Raw genomic sequence first — 23580 nt, 5'->3', positions numbered from 1 at the left:
CGCCCTGATCTGGGATTATTAGGAAAAAATTAGGAAAAAAACCAAGATTCTTTGAGTAAAAATTTCCGATTTTTCTCATTTAGAACTTTTTACAGTGATTTACTCTCGATAAATATAGTATTCATTTATATACTATAATTTTCAATCTGAACTTGGGATTGAATCTGAATGTTCAGAACTATCCCAGGCAGTTCCAGCAGGTAAATCGTTGGGTAATTTGGAATATAATCTCCTAATTTGACTGGGAATTTGCAATTCCCGGCAAATAAACTCCTTAGTAACAATGTCAGAGAAAGAAATTATTCACAGAAATTCCGAACACATTCGGATAAAATGGCATATGATTGTGAATAATTTCAGTTGTAGACAATTCGGAGATTTAAAGCATTTCCTTGCGCCTAATGGCTGAAGAATGTAAGGCTGCAAGGATTTGACCATAAATTGAGAACCCCATGCAAATGCTCTTTTCTAGCTAGCGGAGCTTGGGTTTGTATTCAAACATAAAATCTTTACGAAATGTCGATGACATTGTACTGCCCAACAATACTGCACAGAACCGCTAGTCTCAATGGAGGTTTATAAAAAATGGCGAACCAAGAGATGTTTGACAAGCTACGCGATGCAATTGTAAACCAGGACGTCGCAGGCATTAAACAGTTAACCCAGGAAGCCCTTGATGCAGGAATTCCAGCTATTGACATTATTACAAAGGGTCTTTCTGTTGGAATGAAGATTATCGGTGACAAGTTTGAAGCAGCCGAAGTATTTCTGCCTCAGATCATGATGTCTGCAAAAGCAATGAACAATGCAATGGAAATCCTTACCCCTGAACTTGAGAAGGACAAGAAGGAAGGGGAAGAAACAGGACTTGCCATTACTTTTGTTGCTGAAGGAGACATCCACGACATCGGACACAGGCTTGTTAGCACAATGCTCGGAGCAAATGGTTTCAAAATCCTTGACCTTGGAGTTGACGTTCTTAACGAGACCGTTGTTGAAGAAGCAGCAAAGCACAAGGGAGAAAAAGTCATTCTTGTTGGCTCTGCTCTCATGACCACCTCAATGCTCGGTCAGAAAGATCTGATGGACAAGTTGAGGGAAGAAAACCTCAGGGATAGTGTAAAGTGCATGTTCGGAGGAGCTCCTGTATCCCAGAAATGGATTGAGGAGATTGGAGCGGACGCAACTGCAGAAAACGCTGCCGAGGCTGCAAAAGTAGCACTTGAGCTTATGAAATAATCCTGGGAGGCAAAAAAGCATGACATTCAAAAAATCATTTGATTGCTTTGACTTCTATGACAGAGCAAAAGTAGGAGAGAAGTGCACCCAGGATGAATGGGACCTTATGAGAGTCCCTATGAAAGCGATGGAACTCAAGCAGAAGTATGGTCTCGACTTCAAGGGAGAGTTTATCCCGACAGACAAGGACATGATGGAAAAACTCTTCCACGCAGGTTTTGACATGCTGCTTGAATGCGGTATCTACTGTACCGACACAAAAAGAATTGTAAAGTACACTGAAGACGAAATCTGGGATGCAATCAACAATGTGCAGAAGGAATTTACACTCGGTACAGGTAGAGATGCAGTAAATGTAAGAAAGAGAAGCGTTGGTGACAAGAGAAAGCCAATCATACAGGGTGGACCTACAGGTTCTCCGATTTCTGAAGATGTCTTCATACCTGTTCACCTGAGCTATGCTCTTGAAAAGGAAGTAGACACAATCGTCAACGGTGTAATGACCTCAGTGCGTGGGAAAGCTCCTGTTCCAAAGAGCCCGTATGAAGTTCTTGCTGCAAAGACTGAAACCCGTCTGATTAAACAGGCATGCGCAATGGCAGGCCGTCCAGGCATGGGTGTCTAGGGCCCAGAGACCTCCCTGTCCGCTCAGGGAAACATCTCCGCTGACTGTGCTGGCGGAATGATTTCCTCGGACAGCCACGAGGTCTCGCAACTCAACGAGCTCAAGATCGACCTTGACGCAATTGCAGTTATCGCCCACTACAAAGGGAACAGCGACATTATAATGGACGAACAGATGCCAATCTTCGGAGGCTACGCAGGCGGCATTGAGGAAACCACAATAGTTGACGTTGCAACCCACATCAACTCTGTTGTTATGAGCAGCGCAAGCTGGCACCTTGACGGCCCTGTCCACATCCGCTGGGGTTCGACCAACACAAGGGAAACCCTGATGATCGCAGGCTGGGCATGTGCAACCATCACTGAGTTTACCGACATACTTTCTGGTAACCAGTACTACCCATGTGCAGGTCCATGCACAGAAATGTGCCTGCTTGAGACTGCAGCTCAGTCCATAACTGACACAGCATCAGGCAGGGAAATCCTCTCTGGTGTTGCATCTGCAAAAGGTGTCGTAACCGACAAGACCACTGGTATGGAAGCCAGGATGATGGGTGAAGTGGCAAGGGCAACTGCTGGTGTTGAGATCTCTGAAGTAAACAAGATCCTTGACAAGCTTGTAGCTCTCTATGAGAAGAACTTTGCAAGCGCACCCGCAGGAAAGACCTTCCAGGAATGCTACGACGTAAAGACAGCTACTCCAACTGACGAGTACATACAGGTCTACGACGGAGCAAGAAAGAAGCTTGAAGAGCTCGGACTTGTATTCTGAGCTGAAATTTGAAATTGAAGTTTACACTGATGGGACCAAAGCCAGCGAAAGACTCGCTGGCTGATTTTTTTAAAAAAAAGTCAGTCGAAAAAATTATAAAGCCACTTCACTATTTATGCGGAATTTTTCACGCATAGTGGAACGTATATAAAAATTTGAAATAAAAAGGGGATATTATAATGGATATCTGGACTGTTATAAACGGACTGATATATCTCCTGGCTTTCGGACTGATGGGCTGGGTCTTACTGGATGCCAGTAAGGTTTCAAAAAGAAGGGGCTGAGCAACATGTCTGAACATGAATCTGCCAGCCTGGTAAAAACCCTGCGGCCTTTCCATGTGTGGGCTCTTGGAGTGGGCATTGTGCTGGTCGGAGAGTACATGGGATGGAACTTTACAGTTGCAAAGGGAGGAATTCTGGGTTCCATGCTTGCCATGCTGGTTGCAGGGACCATGTATGTTATGATTTCTCTGTGCGCCAGTGAACTCGGGTCATCAACCAAACTTGCAGGAGGACCTTACGACTGGGCGAGATTATTTGTTGGACCCGGAGCAGCTGCCAGCGTGGGGCTCGCCGTGTATATGGAGTATATAGCCCTTGAGGCGGCAGACGCTATTGTTGTTGCATTTATTGCACAGAGCATCTTCCCGGAGCTACAGGTTTTTCCTGTGACGCTGCTTGTCATTGCACTTCTGACCTTCATTAACTACCGGGGTGTTGTTGCAGCTCTGACTCTGAATTTTATCCTGACCATGATTGCTTTCATTGCAATAGTGGCTTTCTTCTTCGCAACTGCCTTTGGAACTGTTAACATCCATCCTGAATATCTCTTCCAGGGTGCCCTTCCAAATGGAATGATAGGTCTTTTTGCAGCCTTGCAGTTCGGGCCTTGGTTCTACCTGGGTATAGAAGGTGCAGCAATGTGCGCTGAGGAGTGTAAGCATCCCTCAAGGGCAGTACCTCTCGGGCAGCAAGCAGGTATGATTACTCTGCTAATAGGAGCAGCAATGACTCTTTACCTCTGTTCAGTGCTAATTCCTACGGACATGCTGGGAGTCTCTGTGTACCCGCTTTTTGAAGCGGCACAGAACAGTGGGGTGTTTATATTCATTGCTCTGCTTGGGCTTGGGACTTTCCTGACCTGCGTTGCCAGTGCAAACGGTTGCGTCTGTGACTCTTCACGCTCCTGGTTCGCTCTGTCAAGAGACAAGTATGTGTCATCATGGTTCTCGGCAGTACATCCAAGATATAATACTCCATACCGGGCTGTGATCTTCACGATGCCTGTTGCGATAGGTTTTGCCTTTAGCGGTTTTCTGGATCAGGTTATTACTTTCTCCATTGTCTCGGGACTGCTCTGTTATGTGTTGATCCCGTTCTCGCTAATCCGCTTCAGGAACCTCTTTCCTGAGAGCACAAGCAAGGTCAGGCCTTTTGTGGGTCCTTTCCAGCCGTATATTGCGTATTTTGCAATCGCAATCGCAATAACAATTCTCTCAACGCTGTTCTGGGGCTACAAATATAACCTGATTTTCGCATTTGTGTTCTACGGCATTGCATACTTCTACTTTAGCCACAGGCACAGTTCAACTACAGAAAATAATTGGGCTGAAATGGGATGGCCCCTGCCCAGGGGTTTGGAGAGTGCAAGGATTGGAAAGGAGGCGATAGGTGTTGGAGACGAATAACCAGGCGATGGAAAGTAAGTATCGCAGCAAGCTCAATGGGGATACAAGCTTAATTATAGGCATACTTCTCCTGCTGATAGGCGTAGAAGGATTTGTTCTTTACAAGGTACTTTCTGAGACCTGGGAAATTTCCGGGAATTTCTTCTATCTCTACGTGATCTTCGTAGGTCTTCTGATAGGAATCGAAACAGTTGGATGCTTGAGTGTACGCCAATCGATAAAGAACCACATGTTTGAGTTCAAGTACTACGACTGAAGAGGCTGGGAGAAATGGCAGAAAAAAGCATTGTTAAAGAGGTCTTTGATATTGTATTTATTTTCGTGCTTGCCTTCGCCTGTGTTGTTATTCCTACAGTGCTCCAGGGAGCCGTACTGGTTTCGTGGGAAGAAGGTGGAGAAGGAATAGGCTTCCTCTGGGATCCTGTTGGTTTCTTCAGCTTCTTGCTGGTGATAGTTGCTTTCTTTGTTGTGGTTCTCTATCACTCGGTAAAGCACTATAAGTACTGAAAATAAATTGAAAAATTGGAGAAAAAACGTTTGGTTGAATGCCTGCCTGAAGTGCGAGTTCAGGCAGACAGTTTCTTTTTAACTCCAGGCAGAATCTTACCCTTTTCAAGCGCACATCAGGGTTCTATTCTGCCGTATAAATATGGTTTCCCTGAAAAGAGGGAGCTATTCAGGGAAAAAAATGGAGGGATTTGTGGATTTTTTTAAAAAGGCCAGACCTGGCTTCTACCCAAGGAAGTCGGGCTCTGAACCGTTTTTTTTGGGAGTAAAGCACGCCTGTGAATATTCTGAAAACCAGGTCCATACATCCCTTAGCAATTATACTGGAGCCCCTTAACTTCTGAGAAGCCTGAGTTTTTGACCTATCTGCAATAAGAGATAAAATCTAATTATATATATACTTTATCGTTATAGTTCTAATTAACAGGTAATAATATATATATTTTTGGATTTTTAGAGAACATTGGATGGAAGCATATATATAATACATTTTGAAACCCGCATTGGAAAGAGGGGAAGATCTCAAAGAACTGCAGTGATTGTAAAAAATTAAGAGATGCCAGAGATGCTTAAGAGTAACAAAAAGTTAAGAGAAATTAGAAATCAATTTTTCGAGCTGGATTCTGTCATTGGCAGCATCTTTAAGACAGGCATCGGTTTCAGAGATTTTCACAACAAGGCGAGCGACATCTTCATCTGATTCTCCCGAGTCTACAAGAGCCTCACAAAGTCTTTCAAGAATCTCTGTTCCTGACAGCCCTTTTTCGATTATCATTTCGTCAATAAGCTGCCGCCCTCTGGAGAAATCTCCAGAAAGAGCCGCAGAAAGCAGATTATCTATACTTTCGTCTCTGACTTTCAGACTGGCTTCATATACCATCTCTTCAGTAATTGCCGAACCGTTTGAAAACAGGGAAACAAGCTGTAGGGTCTGCACCGCTTTTGCAACATTTCCCTTTGCAGAATAAAGGATCGCATCTAATGCGCCTTCCGAAAGCTCCAGCTTCTCAGCACAGCCGATTTTTTCGAGATGAGCTCTCAGAACAGAATCGGGTACATATGTGAAAAAAATTTGAAGGCCTCTTGAGCGGAGCGGAGCAATAAGCTTGGAAGGTTTGGTCGTGGAAAGAATAAACCTGCACGTTGCACTATACTTCTCCATAATTCGCCTGAGGGCATTCTGTGCATCTGAACTGAGGGATTCTGCATTATCGATGTAGATTAACTTATAATCGGCATCAATTGAAGCCATCCCTGCATATTCGTTGACAATTTCCTTAAAAATATCAATTACGCTTTTGTAGATTTTCTTTGGATCATCCGTGCCCAGAATACGTACAAAACGTTTATCCCGCACCAGATAACGTTTTCCCTGGTCAAAAAAATCCGAAGCATTAAAGTATGTAAAATTGTTTTTCCAAGTATTTCCGTAAAGCTGCCTGGCAAGAGCGAGAGAAGCTGTCGTTTTTCCGGAGTTTTCAGGACCATATAAAATAAGGTGGGGTAAAGTCCCTGACTGTGCCAGTTCGGAAAGCGTGGCTACGGCATGTTCGTTTCCAAGCATTTCCTTCAGGGTACGTGCCCTGTATTTCAAAGTCCAGAGATCCTGCATACCTTCCACCCTGTTTTTAGTTTTTGAATACAAGTTTGAGGATTTTTATCTTTCCCTCAAACTTACTCGGTTATACTTCCGTTTCCGCTCTCAGCTACATTGAGGAACTCTTTAATCACTACAGCGTAAACAGGTCTTGCAATAACCACACCAATCAAGACACCGATGATTGTAGTAATAGCAAACCCTTTCAGAGTTCCGAAGCCCATGACCACCAGAGGAGCCATTGCAATAACCGTTGTGGCAGCTGCTCCAAAGATAATTGAGAAAGCTTTTCCTATTCTAGAGACAAAAACTCTCGTAGCAGGCAGTTTGCCTTCATAAAGAACCTCATCAGTAATAATTACCAATTGGTCAATCCCCGTACCTACGGCAGCGATAATACCTGCAATTGATGCCAGGTCAAGCTGCCAGCCTACAACGGCTGCAAACCCTAGAATCATAATAACTTCACTGAAAGAAGTCCCGACCATAGGTATCAGAATTTCAGGCCTCTTATATCTGAAATAAACCACAGCTGCTACTGCAATAAGAGAGATAATGCCTACAATCACGGATGCGGTTTTAAACTGAGAACCAAGCCCTGCGTCTACATGCCCTGAACCCACAAGTACGACATTGACAGGAAGAGCCCCTGCCCTGAGATGGATCTGAAGGGCTTTAGCTTCGGCTTCGGCAGCTTCATCCGGACCTGTGGAAGCTTCCCAGGAATAGATTGGGGCTTCTCTTAACCTAGCGGCTGCATCCGGGCTCAAAGGAGCTCCGTAAATTTTGACGTCATCCAGGTACATGTTCAGGTAATGTTCATCCGGATTATCAATTGCCCCTGTTTCGAGTGCAACCTTCTGGAGTGCTCGTGCTCCGTTTTCATTGAGGGTAAAGGGGGTATGCCACATTCCATCATGGAAACTTGGAATTCCCACACTTACAATAGAGTCTCCATAAAGCACGTGCTGAGTTTCATTTCCTGTTGTCTGAATACGGATCTCAAACTTGCCCGGTCTTTCGGCAATTTCCTTGGCAGTCGCAAGATCAACGCCTGCAAAATCAATAAGAATATACTCATCTCCTACTGTCCTGACAGGAATGTCCTTCAGACCAAGAGAGTTGAGCTTATCACTGAGAATCTCTTTTGTCAGATCTCTTGTCTCGCGGGTGACTCCTTCTTTATAAGTTGAAGTCCCATCTTCATTCTTAACGATTGATCCTCCAATATTTTCCAGAAGATTTTCAAGCTGCTGCTCAGAAACTTCTGTTCTTATCTCATAAACAGTTCCGTCGGCAGTATAGAATGGAACTACCTCTGTATCAAGGGACTTTGAAAGATAGTTTGTAATCATAACTTCCTTACTGGTATCAGAGATAGTTACCTGAGTTTGAGTATCACTCAGCTTCTCCACATTTACAGTGCCCAGTTCAAGAGATTCAATTTGGGATGCATTAACCGGAGCAGAAGTTGTAAAGGTTACAGATTTACCGGCAGAATCTGAGCCTCCCATATCAAGGTTATTACTTGTGATTTCAATAGGGGCACCAATTGCTGGCTCGACAATTCCGCTGACCAGTTCTTCGGAATCTACACTTATCTGGGCAAGTGCTCCCTCAAGTTTAATCTGTAGCCAGGAACCGCCTTCAAGGTCAAGTCCGAAATTCAGGTTAGTAGTCACTCCTTCTCCGGGAGTATAGCCTGGATGTATTGCCACTATAGAGCCAAGCAGGAGGAGGGTGAAGATAATGACTCTTACATTTTTAAAAAGACCTTTTATATCGCTCATCTATTATACCTCCCTCTTAATTCGGGCTTTGATACATACCAGCGTAAAATTCCCGTATTCAGGAGCCAGGTATTCATCATATCTGCAATAAGCCCTGCAATCAACACGATTGAGATCTGAGAGAGCAATGTAATTTGTGTAAATGAAGGAATTACAAGGTAGGAATAAGTAGAAACTATGTACATAACTGCAAGCGCTGCAAGAGTTGTAGTAGTCATCGTAATGCCGGTTTGCATAGCTCGGGAAATTTTCTCTTCTATCGTGCCCCGGCGTTTAAGAACTCTATTTGTGAGCAAAATATCACTATCTACAGAATAACCAATAAGCATGAGCAGGGCGGCAAGTGTTCCCAGGGAGAGTTCTATCCCTGCAACCTTCATGAAAGCCGCAGCAATCATTATGTCTGAAAATGCCGAAAGTATTATTGCAAGGGAAGGTATAAGGGTCCGAAAGAGTAAGAATGCTACAAGAGACATCCCTATAAAGGAAATGATAAGAGCCCTGACAGCCTGTACCTGCAGATCACGCCCATAGATAGGTCCAACCTGCTGGATCTGCACATTCGAGTAACGGCTCGTAATATCATTTTCAAGTTGACGTTGCTGTTCCTTGTCCATGACCCCGAATTGCATAACAACCCTGCTTCCGGCCTGCCGGACATCCGTGATGTCGTAAGAAGAATACATTTCTTCAAGCTTAGCAGGAGAGTCAGTTGTCTCTACCGAAATCTGGGTACCACCCTGGAATTCCATTCCCAGGTCTACTGGCGACCCACTACTCATAAAGGAAACCAGCAGTATTACTAGAGAAACTGCGAGTATCGCAAGGGGGATTGCCAGCAACTGGCGATTATCGTGATTTTTCACGAAATTATCTAAAAGTTCGGTCAAAACTGTTGCCATAATTTAATACTCCGGATACATACATCTGTTATTTTATTGAACTTATCCAAACAGCTCTTTACATCTGATATACATTTCAGATGTAGAGAACGCGAAATTTGTAACCAGATTTAGAATCAGATTTGTTTGAAGATCTTCAACCTATCCTGGCTATTCGAGTTCAGGTAAGGGGATAACTTTCTGGATGTCACAGATGTTCTAATATTATAATAAGTCAATACTATAATAAGTTAATATTATAGTTAAGTTAATATTATAATCAAGTTAATTTGTTTTAATTCTGTATTCTCACATTATATTAATTCTTTATTGGAAACCAATTTTTCTCTATATCGTTAGTTCATTCCACTTAAAATTAACTCTTAAAAATAACATATGTTCTAACGTTACAACTATATATACCAGTTACTGTTCATTACAAATAATGATAGAAAGACCTTCCCTTGACGAATATTTTCTTGAGATTGCCTTCGTGGTAGGCAAACGGGCGACCTGCCTCCGAAATAATGTGGGGGCTGTTATTGTCCGGGATAAAAGAATCCTCTCAACCGGATACAATGGAGCACCCAGCGGCATGGAACACTGCCTTGAAATCGGATGTATTCGGGATATGGAAAATATCCCTTCAGGCACGAGACAGGAAAAATGCAGGGCAGTGCATGCAGAGCAGAATGCGATTATCCAGGCTGCAATCCATGGAGTAAGTATAGCAGGAGCAACTATCTACTGCACACACCAGCCCTGTATTCTTTGCACGAAAATGATTATCAACTCAAACATCAAAAGAGTGGTATATGCAACTGTCTATCCTGACGTAGATTCACTTAAGTTTTTCAGGGATGCGGGTGTGGAAGTGGAATATATGCCTTTTAAACTAAAACATGAGATCTCAAGAGGAGATAACTTACAGGACTTAACAACCTCCTGAACTCATTATCCAGAAAAGATAAATTAACAGTATGGATCTGGGCATTACGCACCTCACCTACAAGATTTGGTAAGGTGACAGGGTAGGTATATGAGTCTCATAATAAGGATAGTAAGGAGAAAGAGGTATACTGATGTCTCAAGAACTAAAAGCTAGACCAGCAAAAGTAGAAGATTTAATTGAGTATCAGGAAGGAGCCGTTGTAAGTAAAGAGCTCATCCGCAAGGATACCGGAACAGTAACTATATTTGCTTTTGACAAAGGAGAAGGACTGAGTGAACATACTGCCCCCTTCGACGCCATGGTTCAGGTAATGGATGGGAAAGCAGAAATCACCATCTCCGGGAATAAAAATATTCTGGAGAAAGGGGATATGATCATAATGCCTGCTGGAGAGCCTCACTCACTTCGTGCCATGGAAAGATTCAAGATGATTCTAACCATGATCAGATCTTAATACGAGCTCTTACTATTGAGTGCCATTTAACTTGCCATAGACTGTCTAAGTAAAAGTTGAATGGTCTAGTTGAATAGTCTGATACTGCAAGACTCTTAAACGGTATTTTTGAGATTCTTGAAGCAGGTATCCGAATTCTGAAGCTCTATCCTCTTAAATTCAACTCTTTTTTTGCAGGCAGCGAAGCCCTTTTTTAATTATATCCAGCTCTTCAGGGCGGTACATTTCCTTTATATAGGTCTCCTCATCACAATAATAATCTAACCCGCGAATGACAACCACCGGAATCCCGCCTGCGCCTTCTCCCATCAGAAGGTTTGCGGCGCCGGCAAGTTCGTCAGCAATTGCCTCTTCCGTAATTTCAAGGTCTCTTCCAAAAAGATCTTTTTCTCCAATCCAGCGTTTTACGGGTTTTATTTTATAAATCCCTATAGCAACTCCAGTCTGCCCTATCTTGAAAGCTCTCCCGTTTGTGTCCGTGATAATAACACTTAATTTTTTCCCACTCAGCCTTTCGAGTTCCTGACCAAGCCTTGAAGCACTGGCATCCGGATTTTCTGGAGGGTAAAGCAAAAATCCATTTTCAATGTTTGACTCGTCAATTCCTGCGTTTACACAGGTATGCCCTGAGAGAGTTGTCACAAGCATAAAAGGCTTCTCCACAAGGACTTCCCCACTACGGGAAAGTACAGCCTCGATGAATCTGGCATCTCTTCCAGTCCGTGCTGCGATTTCAAGTGATATCTTCCCTGGGGTAATATCCTCGAGCCTGAAGATCTCCCCTTCAGCTTTAGCAACAACGGTCGAGGCAATGATAACAATGTCCCTGTCCTGAAGCTCAATATTCTCACAGATTATTGAGGGCAGGTTGTCCCCGGCATGTATAAGGGGAATATTCTCAACAGCTATGGCTTCAAATTTCAAGTGTTTTTCCTCAAAAGTCTTTGAAACAAATAAGGGTAACTTAATTCTATTCCTTTAGATACAGGAAGTACTCCATTAAACCAATAATTTGCAGCAGTAAAGGCAGTAGCCATAAATAAGACCACCGATATAATGGATCTTGCGGCGATGATGAGAGTTACCCCAGCTGAGCAAAAGATGATGAGAGCAATTTCCTGATGCCGCACTTTTCACATATTTTCGATGCCTTATTTTTACAGTTACAGTGAATTCTAGTTTAATAACTTTCTATTCTTACATAAATTTTTTACTTTCCTTACTTACCGATAATACCTTTTCAGGAAAGATTTAAGAGCCTTTATCTGCTTGCAAGCCAAATTTAACAGGGGTGTTAACATTACTCAGTATGACCTGAATGAAATTATAAGAAAAGTAAAGGATAGAGAGCCTTTTCAGCTAAAGGACAACGAACGAAGCCGAGTCTGGAGTTTAAGAGTTATCATAAGCAAACTGTATTACTCGCTGGATTATGAGAACGAGCCTCAGGCTACCAGACAAAAAGTAACCCAGCTTCTTCTTTATCACGGGCAATTTAGCAAGGAAGAAATTGATGAGATTTTTGAGTTATCAGCAAAGGAAACGACTGAGTATTCAATGGAGTTTCTAAAACAGCATCCTGAGATTGCACAGGCTGAAGCCCTGAAAAGTAAAGAATTTCCCGACGAAGTAGAAGGAAAAGAAGAAGAGAGAATCAAGGAAATAAAATACATTTTTCCACACTATCGCTGAATGTCAGCTGAATATATTTTAATAAATTGGCAACTGGAAAGAAAGATGAAGAAAAGCTGATAGTCAGATCAATATGTGAATTGACAGAAAAATTGGCAGGAGTATTTATATTATATTACATATCTAATTTCTCGAAAGAAAGTAGCAGTTTGGAAATTTACTGAATCTTGACAGTTTATGGAAAAAACAATAATTTTATAATTTTTTGTCAATTTAAGAATAGAGGTAATATACAAAAACCAGAACAGAATCCTGCAAATTTTTTAAGCAATGAAAGATAACTTTATATCTGTTCATTGCTAATTCCTATGCTCTTGCTTAATATATTAAATATAATATCTCAAATCTGTTCAAATAATTGAGATGATATGGGAAATTATGGAAGGTACTGGAGATAAAAATAAAGAGACTCTTTTTAATTATGAGGAAGACGAAGATACCAGATACTCCCAAGCAGCCCATGTGGCAAAAGTTGGAATGGCAATAAATGTCCTGCTGACAGGTTTTAAATTTGTTACAGGGATTGCAGGAAACAGTTCAGCGATGATTGCTGATGCAACTCATTCTCTTTCCGACTTCATGACTGACATCGCTGTAATAGTGGGTTTAAGGGTTGCTGCGAAACCTGGAGACAGTACGCACAATTACGGGCACGGAAAAATTGAGACTTTAGCCGCTGCATTTATTGGGCTTGTCCTTGCCGTAGTGGCTCTTGGAATTTTTTGGGGCGGGCTTGAGAAAGTTTTTGTGTTTCTCAGAGGAGAGACACTTCCAGCTCCAAGTTCAATCGTATTTATTGCGGCAGTTCTCTCAATTGTGTTAAAGGAATGGCTCTACCGCTATACCATGACATCTGCCAGAGAACTTAAGAGCGATGCCCTTATTGCAAACGCCTGGCACCATCGTTCTGATGCCTTCTCTTCCATAGGAACGATGATTGGAGTAGGGGGCGCGATCCTTCTTGGAGGAAAGTGGGTTGTGCTTGATCCAGTAGCTGCAATTGTACTGAGCTTCTTTATCTTTAAGGTTGCATTCGATATCTCTTATAAAAATCTCAATGAACTGCTGGAAGCTTCGATTGATTCCGAGACTTATAGAAGTATTGAAGAGATACTCATCTCCACTGAAGGAGTTTTAGGTTTCCATGATCTAAAAACCCGAAAAATAGGGAATGCCATGGCTGCAGATGTCCATATTGAAGTTGACCGGGATTTAAGTATAGTGGAGGCACATGAAATCTCAACGCAGATAGAAAACAGGTTAAAGGAAACCTGCGGCAAAAATAGCCACTTCTCAATTCATATAGAGCCATGTTTTGATCCCGAGTATTATACTCAGAACATGTCAGAAGCCAAAAATAGAATAAGACCATGAGATAAAACTTAAAAAGAAAAAGCTGCGAGTCTCACCCACAGCCTTACATAACATTAAGGTCAATCTTTCCGCTCTGAGAAGATCATTCGATAGCTATTTTCTTTGTCGGCGCTTCAAGCTGCATTTTCGGCAGCGTTATTGTCAGGACGCCATTTTCCAATTTTGCAGTGCTTCCTTCTTCCTTAACGCTCGTAGGCAGACGGACTGCCCTGTAGAACTGGGTGTATGCCCTCTCACGGCGAATGTATCCTTCTTCTTCAGTCTCTTTTTCCTTCCCGGTCTTTGCTTTTATCTCAAGCATGTCTTCTTTAAGGTTGATTTCAACATCTTCTTTATTGATACCGGGGAGGTCAGTAGTGACTACAAGTTTATCATCTTCTTCCTTAATGTCAACAGCAGGCGTATAGACCCTTCCGCCCCATCCCCATTCTTCCATCGGCATAAAATCTTCAAATAACTGGTTGAGGCGCTCCTGTGTTCTTCTTATCTCTTCAAAGGGATCCCAGCGTTCAGGACCAAAAAATGTTCTTCTTATAGGCCATCTCATTTAAAATACCCCCTAAGTTAAAATGACAACACAGATTTTTATGTGCTACTCTGAATATATTGAGAAAGGATATATATATTTTCCTGAGAAATTTCACAAAAATGTGGCATGAAAAAGAATTTGAATGATAAAAAGAAAAAAGAGAAAAATGTCCCAAAAAATCCAGAGAAGGTAATTTCCGGAAAATTCAAAAGAACTGGGCAAATAGAACATAAAATGAAGGAAGAAGGAAAGGCAGTTATTTAGCCTTTACAAGCATTCCTATCAGGTCCGAAGCCTTTACAAGCCCAAGGGAACCTTTTTTAACCGAGTCCTCATCAAAAGTCTGTACTTCGTCGGATTCCTTGTTGTCAGTTCTGTAGATTGCAAAGGGAATGGGGTCTTGAGTGTGAGTCTTTACGGAAATTGGAGTTGGATGATCAGGCAGTATGAGAATTGTAAAGGGCTCGTCTGAAGTCTGAGCATGCTTAAGGATAGGAGCTACTATTCGGCTATCGAAGTCTTCGACAGCTTTTAGTTTTTTGTCAATACTTCCCTCATGTCCGGCTTCATCCGGAGCTTCCACGTGGATAAAAACAAGATCCTTGGTTTTAAGAGCCTCAATTGCAGCATTTACCTTCCCTTCGTAATTAGTGTCCAGATAACCCGTTGCTCCCTCAACTTCAATTACATCCAGACCTGCATAAACCCCGATGCCTTTCAAAAGATCGACTGCCGAAATTACTGCTCCTGTTTTCCCATACAATTCTTGAAACGGAGTAAACTTTGGAGCATGTCCCTGACCCCATACCCAAATGGAGTTTGCAGGATTCTTGCCCTCCTCAATCCTTTTCAGATTAACGGGGTGCAGTTCAAGTACAATCATAGACGCTTTGATCCGATCGGAGAAGAAGGCTCCATCCTTTCCTCTGGGCAGATATTTATCGATTTTCTTTCCTGTAATGTCATGAGGAGGAGTACACTCCGTTTCAGCCCCCAGATTCTTTCTGGCAACCATCAGGTGCCTGTAGCTGACTCCCGGATAAAAGCTCAATTCATCTGTGCCGAGTTCCGCGTCAAGTGTCTCAATGAGAATCTTAGCTTCTTCACTGCTGATATGCCCTGCGCTGTAATCTTTTATTCTTCCATGCTCAATAGTAACAAGATTACATCTGAAAGCCACATCATCAGGTGCAAGAGTCACACCCATGCTGGCAGCTTCCAGAGGAGCCCGACCAGAGTAATACACCGCCGGATCATACCCGAGAATAGACATATTTGCGACATCGCTCCCTGGGTGAAAACCTTCAGGTATAGTTTTTGCATATCCGGCTTTCCCGTGAGCAGCAATATAATCCATAGCAGGGGTTCGAGCTGCCTGGAGAATGGTCTTTCCGCCCAGTTTCTCTATAGGGTAATCAGCCATTCCGTCTCCTATAAGTACAGCGTATTTCATTACTTCACCTGTCTCCAACTGTTTTAGTCATTCATCTCGGAAATTGAATATATTGTTTTCTACCAGATGTCTGTAATCGAAATTTACAGAGCATTTGCCAGCAGGTTTTTCTGTTTATCAAGAATTTTAATTTCTAAACTCATTTTACACAAACATTATAATATAGTACCAATATCCTATACACACAGCTTCTCAGCATAATATATAAATGGCAAAAGAGCTGGCATATAGCTCTCTACAAAGAATTATTTTGTTGAGATATACTTTATAGACCTGTAGAATTTTCGGACTATTATTAATTCTTGTCCGGAGAATAAGGAAAGTTAAAATTAAATTATCAGTTTAAGTAAATTGTGTGAGTATTCCTGGTTATGTGAGTATTCCAGTTACGTAAGTATTCCCAGTTAATGCTAAAACGTGGTCCGATCATGAAAATTGTAATGAAATTTGGAGGAACTTCTGTTGGGGACGGGAAAAAAATCCGTCATGTTGCCCAGCTTTTGAAAAAGTATCATGAGGAAGGCAACCAGATCGTGGTAGTAACTTCGGCGCTCGGTGGAGTGACCGATGGGCTTCTGGAAAATGCACGTTTTGCCTCAACAAAAGGCAAAGTAGCCCTTGTTAAAGAGTTTAAAACAGAAATCACAAATAAGCACCACGAAGCCGTGAAGGACGCCATTGATGACCCAACAGTCGCAAAAGAAGTTATCCATACCCTTGACCTCCGCATTGACGAGCTCGAAAAAGCCCTGATCGGGATCTGCTATCTTGGTGAGCTTACACCAAGGTCAATTGATTACATCTGCTCTTATGGAGAACGGCTGGCTGCTCCAATCGTTTCAGGAGCTATCCGTTCCCTTGGAATTCCATCAACCGAATTCACAGGTGGAGAAGCAGGGATTATAACCACATCTGATTACGGAAATGCCAGGCCCCTTGAAAAAACCTACGAACTTGTGAAAAAGAGACTTGGATGCAGACTCGGATCCCAGATTGTAGTGGTTACAGGATTTATAGGAGAAAATGAGGATGGGATCATTACCACACTGGGAAGAAGCGGGTCTGATTTCTCAGCTTCTATCCTTGGTGCAGCCTTGAAAGTTGATGAAATCTGGCTCTGGAAAGAAGTGAACGGAATCATGACTACTGACCCGAGGATAGTACCAGAAGCAAGGACTATCCCTCAAATATCTTACGCCGAAGCCATGGAACTTTCTTATTTCGGAGCAAACGTACTGCACCCGCGCACTATTGAACCTGCTATGCGTGAGCATATTCCTGTGCGGGTTAAGAATACTTTTGAACCTGAGTTACCTGGCACACTCGTGGTTGCGGAAAAGTTCCAGTGTCGGCACGTTGTAAAGGCTGTAAGCCTGATCAAAAACGTAGCTCTCATCAATGTTGCAGGCGCAGAGATGGCAGGAGCAGTCGGAACTGTAGCTAGGCTCTTTACAGCACTTGCGAAGGCAGGCGTTAATGTAGTTATGATTAGCCAGGGCTCTTCCGAATCCAATATTTCTTTCGTGATCAGTGAGACACATTTAGAGCCCGCTTTAAAAGCTCTCCATGAAGAATTCAACCGGGAAATCGTAAAAGAGATCACTTCGGACAGAAACGTTTGCGTGGTTGCGGTCGTAGGTGCAGGTATGGCAGGGACTCCAGGCATAGCAAAGCGGGTCTTCGGAGCACTTGGAAATGCTATGATTAACATTATCATGATCAGCCAGGGATCTTCTCAGTACAATATCTCTTTTGTTGTGCGGGAAGATGATGCATTTGCCGCAGTCAAGACCCTGCACGATGAATTTGAATTATATAACGGAAATGGAATTGAAAAACAGCTTTAAAATAAGCAGAGAGGGGTAGAAATGAGCGAAAAACACTTAACATACGCAGATTCAGGCGTAGATATTTCAAAAGAAGAAAAAACGGTTAAAACACTTATTGAGAAGCTCAGTTACGTTCGAAAAGGCATAGGAGCCCCTCTTACAGGAATAGGGCATTATGCAGGGCTTCTTGACTTCGGAGAATATGCCCTTGCCCTGACAACGGATGGAGTAGGCTCAAAAGTTCTTATTGCGAACGAAATGAAGCGCTGGAACACAGTAGGCATAGACTGTATAGCAATGAATGTTAATGACCTTCTAGCAATAGGAGCCGAACCTGTGGCTTTTGTAGATTATCTTGCCGTGGAAAAGCATGATGAAAGTTTTGCCGCTCAGATAGGGGAAGGGCTGGTAAAAGGCGCAGAAATCTCCAGAATATCCATTGTGGGAGGAGAAACCGCAACCCTCCCCGGAATAATTAAAGGTTTCGACCTTGCAGGTACATGCCTGGGAATTGTCAGAAAAGACCAGATTATCGAGGGAGGAAAAGTCAGCGTAGGTGACGTGATTGTAGGTATCCCAAGTTCAGGTGTTCACAGCAATGGATACACTCTGGTAAGGAAGATCATTGAGGAATCCAGCTACTCTTACCATGATCCATGTCCCTATGACAGTTCAAAAACAATAGGAGACGAACTCCTGACTCCAACAAGAATTTACATTGAGATTCTTGACGTCCTCAAGGCATGTGAAGTCCACGGGCTTGCCCACATAACAGGCAGCGGACTTTTGAAACTGAGAAGAGTGACAAAACTCGGCTTTGATTTCTACGATCCCCTGGAGCCTCAGGAGATCTTCAAATTCCTTCAGAAGGAAGGCGTAGTGAAAGATCTTGAGATGTACAGAACCTTCAACATGGGCATGGGCTTCCTTATCATCCTGCCGGAAAAAGACGCTACAAAAGCTATAGAAATTACCGGCGGAAAAATCGTAGGGAAAATTGTAGAAAGCGGAATCAGGGTCAAAGACCTGGTAATAGAATGAAAACGCAGAATAAAATCATCAAAACCCCGAGGAAAATAAGAGGAAATATTTTCCCCTGACATTTTCCTTCCAGACTTACATTTTCTATCCTTTTTCCCACCAAGCTTAAATTTTCTATCTTTTTCCCACCAAACTTAAATTTTCTATTTTGTTCTCTTTCGTACTTAAATTCTCTATTTCTTCCCTTCCGTACTTAAATTCTCTATTTCTTCCCTTCCGTACTTAAATTCTCTATTTCTTCCCTTCTAAAATTTTCTATCTACCCTTTCGTACTCAAATTTCCTATCTTTTCTTATGTTGAGATCTCAACTCTTCTCTATTTTTGGAAACTCTTCCTATTACTCTGTTGTCTTGATTACAGCCAGTTTTCTGGATTTCATTCTTTCCACATATCCTGATAGCTGGTTGCAAGTGTTCTGGAGCGCTCAGTAGGCTTGCCTTCCTTCGATGAAGCTGCTCCCATCTCCTTCTCTTTCTCCCTGAGCCTGTCGATCTCCTTTACACTGTCCTCGTTTTCTATGCTCAGGACGAAGCTTCCGTGACAGGGCTTCGTATAGGGGAAAATCAGAGCATTGCCCTTTGCGCCCACTGCAACGGGCGGCACTCCTATTATGTAGTAATCTTTAAAGATTTTGTAGCCAGGGGGTACATAATAAACCTCATCAGAGTATTTCTCAATGTACTCTCTGGCTTCTTTGAAGCTTATCCTTTGCAGAAGGATTTCATACTTCATCTGCTCAATACAGCTCATTTAACTATCTCCTCAATTACCTTATCCAGCTTATTCTTGAGCCGGATAGGATTATGAACATCACTTGAAACTATTTTCACACAGTCGAACTCGATGGCTTCTGCGAGAGCTTCCGCATTCCTGCCAAAAACTACAGAGTACATCTTGGCTTGGGAAATGGCGCTCATTGTTGCTGCAAAAGTTAATCCGGAGTCGTTGTGCATAAAGGCAAAACAGATATCAAAATCCAATCTTTTCTCAATAATATCCTCCAGGGTTTTATCGAGATTTACCATCTTTTTTACATAATAACCATCGAAATCCGAAACTTTTATAAGCTTGATTACGGCGTCATTCCCAGCAACAGTCACATCAAATCCTAACTTATTTAGTTTATGGGAAAGATACAGGGCAATACTTGTTTGAATTGGGACCTCAGGACATCCCATCATAAGAAGCACTTTTGCGCCATTCATGAAATTTCATCTCTAAACGGGTTTTATCTTTAAGAATGTAGGGTTAACCTAATTTCAACCTTTGCAATTAAAGCTATGATATAAATTCTTAAAAGTAGGACAATACTTTAGCTCAGCCAGTTTATGTATCTAGGTTTCATTCTCTTAAGATCTAATTTTAATATTATTTCAGTTTTGAAATTCTATAGTAGATCTTATCTCAATCGTTCCAGAATATAACTTTAGCCACTTCCATTCTATCAACAATTTATATATTAAATGTTGACATCAGGCTTAAACCTCTTACTCTTCCAAGTGATATTTATTCCCATTTTCCATCATCCAGTGTCTCAGATAATATAGGAAAGTGGATCGAATAACCTTGGATCAGGTGACATTTTGCAGAATTTTTACAGAATCTTATAACCCTTTTTCAGAATGAAATGCCTAATATATTATTTTTTTTATATTTTAATTTATGAAAAATAATAGCCATTGATTAAGGGATCATTGATTAAGGGATCATTGATTAAGGGATCATTGATTAAGGGATCATTGATTAAGGGATCATTGATTAAGGGATCATTGATTATTAGAGCATACTGGAGCTGATATAAGGACATAAAGGGTACAAAAATGTCGTGCTTAAGAGAATACAGATATGAAATTCTCCTGAAAAATGCAACTCCAAAAGAATGCGAAAATTACATTAAAGAGCATTCTGAGAGCGTATACCTTGTGCCTGGCGGGTATAAGGTAAAAGGTTTTACCTTGCTTGGTATGACATCTCCTGTTGGTTTCTCAGGAAATGATATTATATTCCAGTTTATAAAGCCCTGCTTCGGACTCTTTGTAATTAAACTGGAGAACGAAGTTGAAGAAATACAAAAACTCAGGAACCAGTATAAAAAGAACAAAAATGTGAAAAAAATAAAATGAGAGTTAATAAACCGATTTCTGGCTGTAGTTGTTTATTGCGTGTAAATGTCTATTTTCTTGAGAGCTAACTTATGTTTATTTCTGGTTTTTATCCCAGTTTATGACCTTCTCTGGTTTTTATCTCAACTTATAGCATTTCTGCTTCTATCCTGTTTTTTATTTCAGGCTTTCACTTTTTTCGTACAAGAGACCCTGCACTTAAAGAATTCGGCTGCAGGAAATTCATGAATAGTAGTTGCAACAATCAAGCCCTCTCCAATCTCTTTTACGACCATTATTGGTCTTCCCTTGTCATCCTGGAGCACGACATCGGCATCGGTCTCTGAAAAGTAACCGTCGCATCCAGCAGGAAGGACAATGTTTTCCACTAGTTTCTGGGCATCGTGACTACCCACAGGCTGAGGTGTGCAGGGGTTCTCTTCCATTACATACTTCAGAGAAAAAGAAAGCCATTCATATTCGTATTCCGGTACCAAGGGACTGAAAATAAGAAGAGTTCCCCCCTTTTTCACGAATTTTTCGAGGGATTGTTTTCCGCGTACAAGTCCTGCACCTGTTTTTGTATATTGTTTATTTGCAAAACCTGTCGGCAGGATCAGAACCTTGCAGGCAGGAAAGTAAGGAGTACCAAGGGATGTTGAGAGCACACGAGTGCATTCAAGCCCATACTCCACAAACAGTTTCTCAAAGAGAAGAGGGCAGTCCCAGAGCAAAATTACGTCACTCATGAAAAAAGGATAGGGAACTCCCACATATGAATTTATCTATCTTAATGAATATTAGAAAATCGATAAAGTCAGGATTACAGAGTACTCATTTCAGGAAAACTTGTGGAATCAGGCATTTTCCCGAACACGAACAGGATCATATGGGGGTTGGTAGTAATTGTAAAAGGATAGCCAGTAGACTTGAGGATGTTTGAATAATACTTTGCAATAATTTCACAGACTTTTTTGTCAGAATAGTCATGAATGAGTTTCACATATTCTCTGCCTTTTACCGTACAAACTTCAATATCACTACCTATGCTGTCTGTCAGATAAACTTCTTTGAAAATCATAATATGCTCCGCAAGAGTGAAAGCTTCAGGAGGCTTGCCTGTATCCAGTTCAAAATCCCTTGTTATTTCAGCCAGGGATGGGAGGTTCCCTGAGACAAGAGCCTCGAAAGTCTTTCTGTTTATGCTGAGCCTCTGATAATTCTGCTGTCTATAGGTTTTGATAAGGTTTTTCCAGAACTCCGGTTTTTTCTGAATCTCCCGGAAGACAAGATCCATTTGCCCAAAATATCTCTCAAGTCCTTTAGGGACTTTTTGATAATCAAGGAACTCGAATCTTTTAAAATAAATCTTTGTCATATTTGATTTGCAGAAAAGACCCTGGACATCCAGTTTCATTTGTTTTGCCAGATAAAGAGCCAGGTAATGAGCCATAATTTCCCTGAAGTAGGGGTTCCCATCAGAGAGAGTAAGACTTACAGTTTCCGGTTCTGAATCCTGACTATATTCTGCATCAACCTTAATTTTCCAGCCCATTTTTTCGTTGAACGAGTTTATGTAATTGACAACGTCAGAGATTCGTTTTACTTTATAAGGATTGATTAGCTCATATACAATTGATTCATCAATTAATAACCCTGAAGTCTTTTTTATAAGCCATTCAAGCAGCGTATGATGAACAAGAAGGAATTCATCGTCCTCAATCAACTTGTTACGGAATTCTGCATTCTGTGAAACCTTACTTGAGTCTTTTTCCCCATTTTCAACGGTACTTCCAGTCAGAGAGAGAGAGGCAGTTTCGATAGCATCCCTTATTGCCGCACTTAAATTTCCGTTATTTTTCTCCAGAAATGGCTTTAATTTATCCACGTAAGACTGGTCAATAGAGATATTTTTTCGAACTATCAAGGGAATTCCCTCTTTTGCCTTCTTAAGACCACAAGCAATTTAAATTTCCTAACATATGCACATTCTAATTTTCATAAACCAGTTAATAGATTGGTGCTCCTACTTCTTAATATTTTTGCTAATCATGAAAACAAAAAAATTCATGATAAAAGATAATAAAGAAGGAAGGTTAAAAGAACAAACGATGTCAGCAGAATAAAGAACGAGATTAAAGGAGGAAACTTAGTATCCTCGAGCGGTGGATAATAGACTAAAAATATATTTTATGTTGGAAAAATTTGGAGCAAAAGAGAGGAGAATGTTGAGCAGCCTGAAGCGCATATTACCTCCAGTACAAATCCTGAAGATCGGAATAACCGGAATTGCTTTAAGGTCTGCACATATTACCTAGTCCCATGAATAACACCGAAAGACTTACTAGAGTCCGCATGATTGCGGATTATCAGTTCGGAAAAGGCATAGGAAAAGAACTCTTTCCTGACGGCTCAACATTCCAGTTGTCAAGAACAAAAAGAATACGCCAGGTCCTTTATTCAGGAAAGCGTATAGCTACGGCAAGAGCAAAGGATGGCTTTTTTACCCTCAGTATTGAAGGTGCTTCCGTTGTCCATAAGCTTTTGCCGGGAAAAAGGCTCAGGGTCGTAGTCTCGGAGGAAGCTGCTCCTTTTGTGGAGAAAGGTAAAACCGCTTTTATAAAGCATGTAGTTGAAATTGATCCTGAACTGAGGGCAGGCGAAGAGGTACTCGTGACAGATGAGGCTGACAGACTGCTCGCAACAGGGCAATTGCTTCTATCTCCTGCAGAAATTATGGCTTTTGACAGCGGGGCAGCCGTAGATGTAAGAGCAGGAGTTGCTTCGAAAAAAGAAAAATGAGCCCGAAATTTCAAAAGAATCTTTCAAGATATAAAAATAGACGAAAAATAGACGCAGAAAAAGGGAAATAAGTATAAAACTTGCTGAGGATTGAGTTCTTTAAGTTTCACACAAATTTACATATAGTTAAATACAGTATATAAAATGTTATTTATATTGATAAAATATCCTATGAAAGAATAAAATGAATAAGAATATATGTTAGATAGTGACTTTTGAATGAATGCTACTCATAAAAAAGCCCTTTAAAA

Annotated in this window: 23 protein-coding genes and 1 pseudogene; 14 read left to right on the top strand and 10 right to left on the bottom strand. The window is 41.5% G+C overall.

Going from position 1 to position 23580, the window contains the following annotated elements:
• The first annotated feature begins 585 nt into the window (after window positions 1-585).
• From MSTHT_RS10200 to MSTHT_RS10175, 5 genes and pseudogenes are all read left to right on the top strand, one after another.
• Window positions 586-1239, top strand: coding sequence for a methyltransferase cognate corrinoid protein (locus MSTHT_RS10200; protein WP_048167688.1), 654 nt, complete (start codon window positions 586-588; stop codon window positions 1237-1239).
• A gap of 19 nt (window positions 1240-1258) precedes the next feature.
• A pseudogene (locus MSTHT_RS14105) lies at window positions 1259-2635 on the top strand (monomethylamine:corrinoid methyltransferase).
• 289 nt (window positions 2636-2924) lie between these two features.
• Window positions 2925-4325 carry an APC family permease gene (locus MSTHT_RS10185; RefSeq protein WP_048167685.1) on the top strand — a complete coding sequence of 467 codons (1401 nt, stop codon included), beginning with the start codon at window positions 2925-2927 and terminating at the stop codon, window positions 4323-4325.
• Window positions 4312-4581 (top strand): hypothetical protein, encoded by a 270-nt coding sequence (locus MSTHT_RS10180; protein WP_048167684.1) that lies wholly within the window; start codon window positions 4312-4314, stop codon window positions 4579-4581. The genes MSTHT_RS10185 and MSTHT_RS10180 overlap by 14 nt, the downstream gene beginning before the upstream one ends.
• 14 nt (window positions 4582-4595) lie before the next feature.
• Window positions 4596-4832, top strand: a complete 237-nt coding sequence (locus MSTHT_RS10175; protein ID WP_048167683.1) for an efflux RND transporter permease subunit — start codon at window positions 4596-4598, stop codon at window positions 4830-4832.
• A 586-nt stretch (window positions 4833-5418) separates the two neighbouring features.
• Here MSTHT_RS10175 and MSTHT_RS10165 read toward each other — a convergent pair.
• The 3 genes from MSTHT_RS10165 to MSTHT_RS10155 all read right to left on the bottom strand — a co-directional run bounded on the left by MSTHT_RS10165 (window position 5419) and on the right by MSTHT_RS10155 (window position 9121).
• Window positions 5419-6444 carry an AAA family ATPase gene (locus tag MSTHT_RS10165; protein WP_048167681.1) on the bottom strand — a complete coding sequence of 342 codons (1026 nt, stop codon included), beginning with the start codon at window positions 6442-6444 and terminating at the stop codon, window positions 5419-5421.
• A 62-nt stretch (window positions 6445-6506) separates the two neighbouring features.
• The gene (locus MSTHT_RS10160) at window positions 6507-8219 is read right to left on the bottom strand and encodes a preprotein translocase subunit SecD (protein ID WP_048167680.1); all 1713 of its coding nucleotides are present in this window, start codon (window positions 8217-8219) and stop codon (window positions 6507-6509) included.
• The gene (locus MSTHT_RS10155; protein WP_048167679.1) at window positions 8216-9121 is read right to left on the bottom strand and encodes a protein translocase subunit SecF; all 906 of its coding nucleotides are present in this window, start codon (window positions 9119-9121) and stop codon (window positions 8216-8218) included. The genes MSTHT_RS10160 and MSTHT_RS10155 overlap by 4 nt, the downstream gene beginning before the upstream one ends.
• Before the next feature lie 424 nt (window positions 9122-9545).
• Here MSTHT_RS10155 and MSTHT_RS10150 point away from each other — a divergent pair, with 424 nt between their 5' ends.
• Window positions 9546-10049 carry a deoxycytidylate deaminase gene (locus MSTHT_RS10150; RefSeq protein ID WP_048167678.1) on the top strand — a complete coding sequence of 168 codons (504 nt, stop codon included), beginning with the start codon at window positions 9546-9548 and terminating at the stop codon, window positions 10047-10049.
• 133 nt (window positions 10050-10182) lie between these two features.
• On the top strand, window positions 10183-10506 hold the full coding sequence (locus MSTHT_RS10145; protein ID WP_048167677.1) for a cupin domain-containing protein: 324 nt from the start codon (window positions 10183-10185) through the stop codon (window positions 10504-10506).
• A 159-nt stretch (window positions 10507-10665) separates the two neighbouring features.
• On the opposite strand, the gene MSTHT_RS10140 is transcribed toward MSTHT_RS10145, so the two are convergent.
• Window positions 10666-11430 (bottom strand): coenzyme F420-0:L-glutamate ligase, encoded by a 765-nt coding sequence (locus MSTHT_RS10140; protein ID WP_048167676.1) that lies wholly within the window; start codon window positions 11428-11430, stop codon window positions 10666-10668.
• Window positions 11431-11775: 345 nt separating this feature from the next.
• Here MSTHT_RS10140 and MSTHT_RS10135 point away from each other — a divergent pair, with 345 nt between their 5' ends.
• The gene (locus tag MSTHT_RS10135; RefSeq protein ID WP_231588068.1) at window positions 11776-12198 is read left to right on the top strand and encodes a hypothetical protein; all 423 of its coding nucleotides are present in this window, start codon (window positions 11776-11778) and stop codon (window positions 12196-12198) included.
• A gap of 363 nt (window positions 12199-12561) precedes the next feature.
• A complete protein-coding gene (locus MSTHT_RS10130; RefSeq protein WP_231588067.1) occupies window positions 12562-13572 on the top strand; it encodes a cation diffusion facilitator family transporter in 1011 nt (336 codons plus the stop codon).
• 82 nt (window positions 13573-13654) lie between these two features.
• Here MSTHT_RS10130 and MSTHT_RS10125 read toward each other — a convergent pair whose 3' ends face one another.
• On the bottom strand, window positions 13655-14119 hold the full coding sequence (locus tag MSTHT_RS10125; protein ID WP_048167674.1) for an Hsp20/alpha crystallin family protein: 465 nt from the start codon (window positions 14117-14119) through the stop codon (window positions 13655-13657).
• A gap of 108 nt (window positions 14120-14227) precedes the next feature.
• On the opposite strand from MSTHT_RS10125, the gene MSTHT_RS14555 reads away from it, so the two are divergent.
• Window positions 14228-14365 (top strand): hypothetical protein, encoded by a 138-nt coding sequence (locus tag MSTHT_RS14555; protein ID WP_156149745.1) that lies wholly within the window; start codon window positions 14228-14230, stop codon window positions 14363-14365.
• Here MSTHT_RS14555 and MSTHT_RS10120 read toward each other — a convergent pair.
• The gene (locus MSTHT_RS10120; protein ID WP_048167673.1) at window positions 14358-15554 is read right to left on the bottom strand and encodes a cofactor-independent phosphoglycerate mutase; all 1197 of its coding nucleotides are present in this window, start codon (window positions 15552-15554) and stop codon (window positions 14358-14360) included. The genes MSTHT_RS14555 and MSTHT_RS10120 overlap by 8 nt on opposite strands.
• A gap of 428 nt (window positions 15555-15982) precedes the next feature.
• Between MSTHT_RS10120 and MSTHT_RS10115 the strand changes: the two genes are divergently transcribed.
• Window positions 15983-17401: an aspartate kinase gene (locus tag MSTHT_RS10115; protein ID WP_048167672.1), complete on the top strand. Its 1419-nt coding sequence runs from the start codon at window positions 15983-15985 to the stop codon at window positions 17399-17401.
• A gap of 21 nt (window positions 17402-17422) precedes the next feature.
• The gene (gene purM / locus MSTHT_RS10110; protein WP_048167671.1) at window positions 17423-18424 is read left to right on the top strand and encodes a phosphoribosylformylglycinamidine cyclo-ligase; all 1002 of its coding nucleotides are present in this window, start codon (window positions 17423-17425) and stop codon (window positions 18422-18424) included.
• A gap of 376 nt (window positions 18425-18800) precedes the next feature.
• On the opposite strand, the gene MSTHT_RS10105 is transcribed toward purM, so the two are convergent.
• Both MSTHT_RS10105 and MSTHT_RS10100 read right to left on the bottom strand, forming a co-directional pair.
• Window positions 18801-19175, bottom strand: coding sequence for a DUF1894 domain-containing protein (locus tag MSTHT_RS10105; protein WP_048167670.1), 375 nt, complete (start codon window positions 19173-19175; stop codon window positions 18801-18803).
• On the bottom strand, window positions 19172-19630 hold the full coding sequence (locus tag MSTHT_RS10100) for a DUF1890 domain-containing protein (protein WP_048167669.1): 459 nt from the start codon (window positions 19628-19630) through the stop codon (window positions 19172-19174). The genes MSTHT_RS10105 and MSTHT_RS10100 overlap by 4 nt, the downstream gene beginning before the upstream one ends.
• Window positions 19631-20245: 615 nt before the next feature.
• On the opposite strand from MSTHT_RS10100, the gene MSTHT_RS10095 reads away from it, so the two are divergent.
• Window positions 20246-20548: a DUF1894 domain-containing protein gene (locus MSTHT_RS10095; protein ID WP_048167668.1), complete on the top strand. Its 303-nt coding sequence runs from the start codon at window positions 20246-20248 to the stop codon at window positions 20546-20548.
• 161 nt (window positions 20549-20709) lie between these two features.
• Here MSTHT_RS10095 and MSTHT_RS10090 read toward each other — a convergent pair whose 3' ends face one another.
• Both MSTHT_RS10090 and MSTHT_RS10085 read right to left on the bottom strand, forming a co-directional pair.
• Window positions 20710-21276, bottom strand: a complete 567-nt coding sequence (locus MSTHT_RS10090) for a hypothetical protein (protein ID WP_048167667.1) — start codon at window positions 21274-21276, stop codon at window positions 20710-20712.
• Window positions 21277-21350: 74 nt separating this feature from the next.
• Window positions 21351-22454 (bottom strand): hypothetical protein, encoded by a 1104-nt coding sequence (locus tag MSTHT_RS10085; RefSeq protein WP_048167666.1) that lies wholly within the window; start codon window positions 22452-22454, stop codon window positions 21351-21353.
• Between the two features lie 395 nt (window positions 22455-22849).
• Between MSTHT_RS10085 and MSTHT_RS10080 the strand changes: the two genes are divergently transcribed.
• Window positions 22850-23329: a PUA domain-containing protein gene (locus MSTHT_RS10080; RefSeq protein ID WP_048167665.1), complete on the top strand. Its 480-nt coding sequence runs from the start codon at window positions 22850-22852 to the stop codon at window positions 23327-23329.
• Window positions 23330-23580 lie beyond the last annotated feature (251 nt).

The organism is Methanosarcina thermophila TM-1, from assembly GCF_000969885.1.
GTDB lineage: Archaea > Halobacteriota > Methanosarcinia > Methanosarcinales > Methanosarcinaceae > Methanosarcina > Methanosarcina thermophila.
The sequence above is the reverse complement of the archived record's forward strand: the minus strand, read 5'-3'. Positions and strand labels throughout refer to the sequence as shown.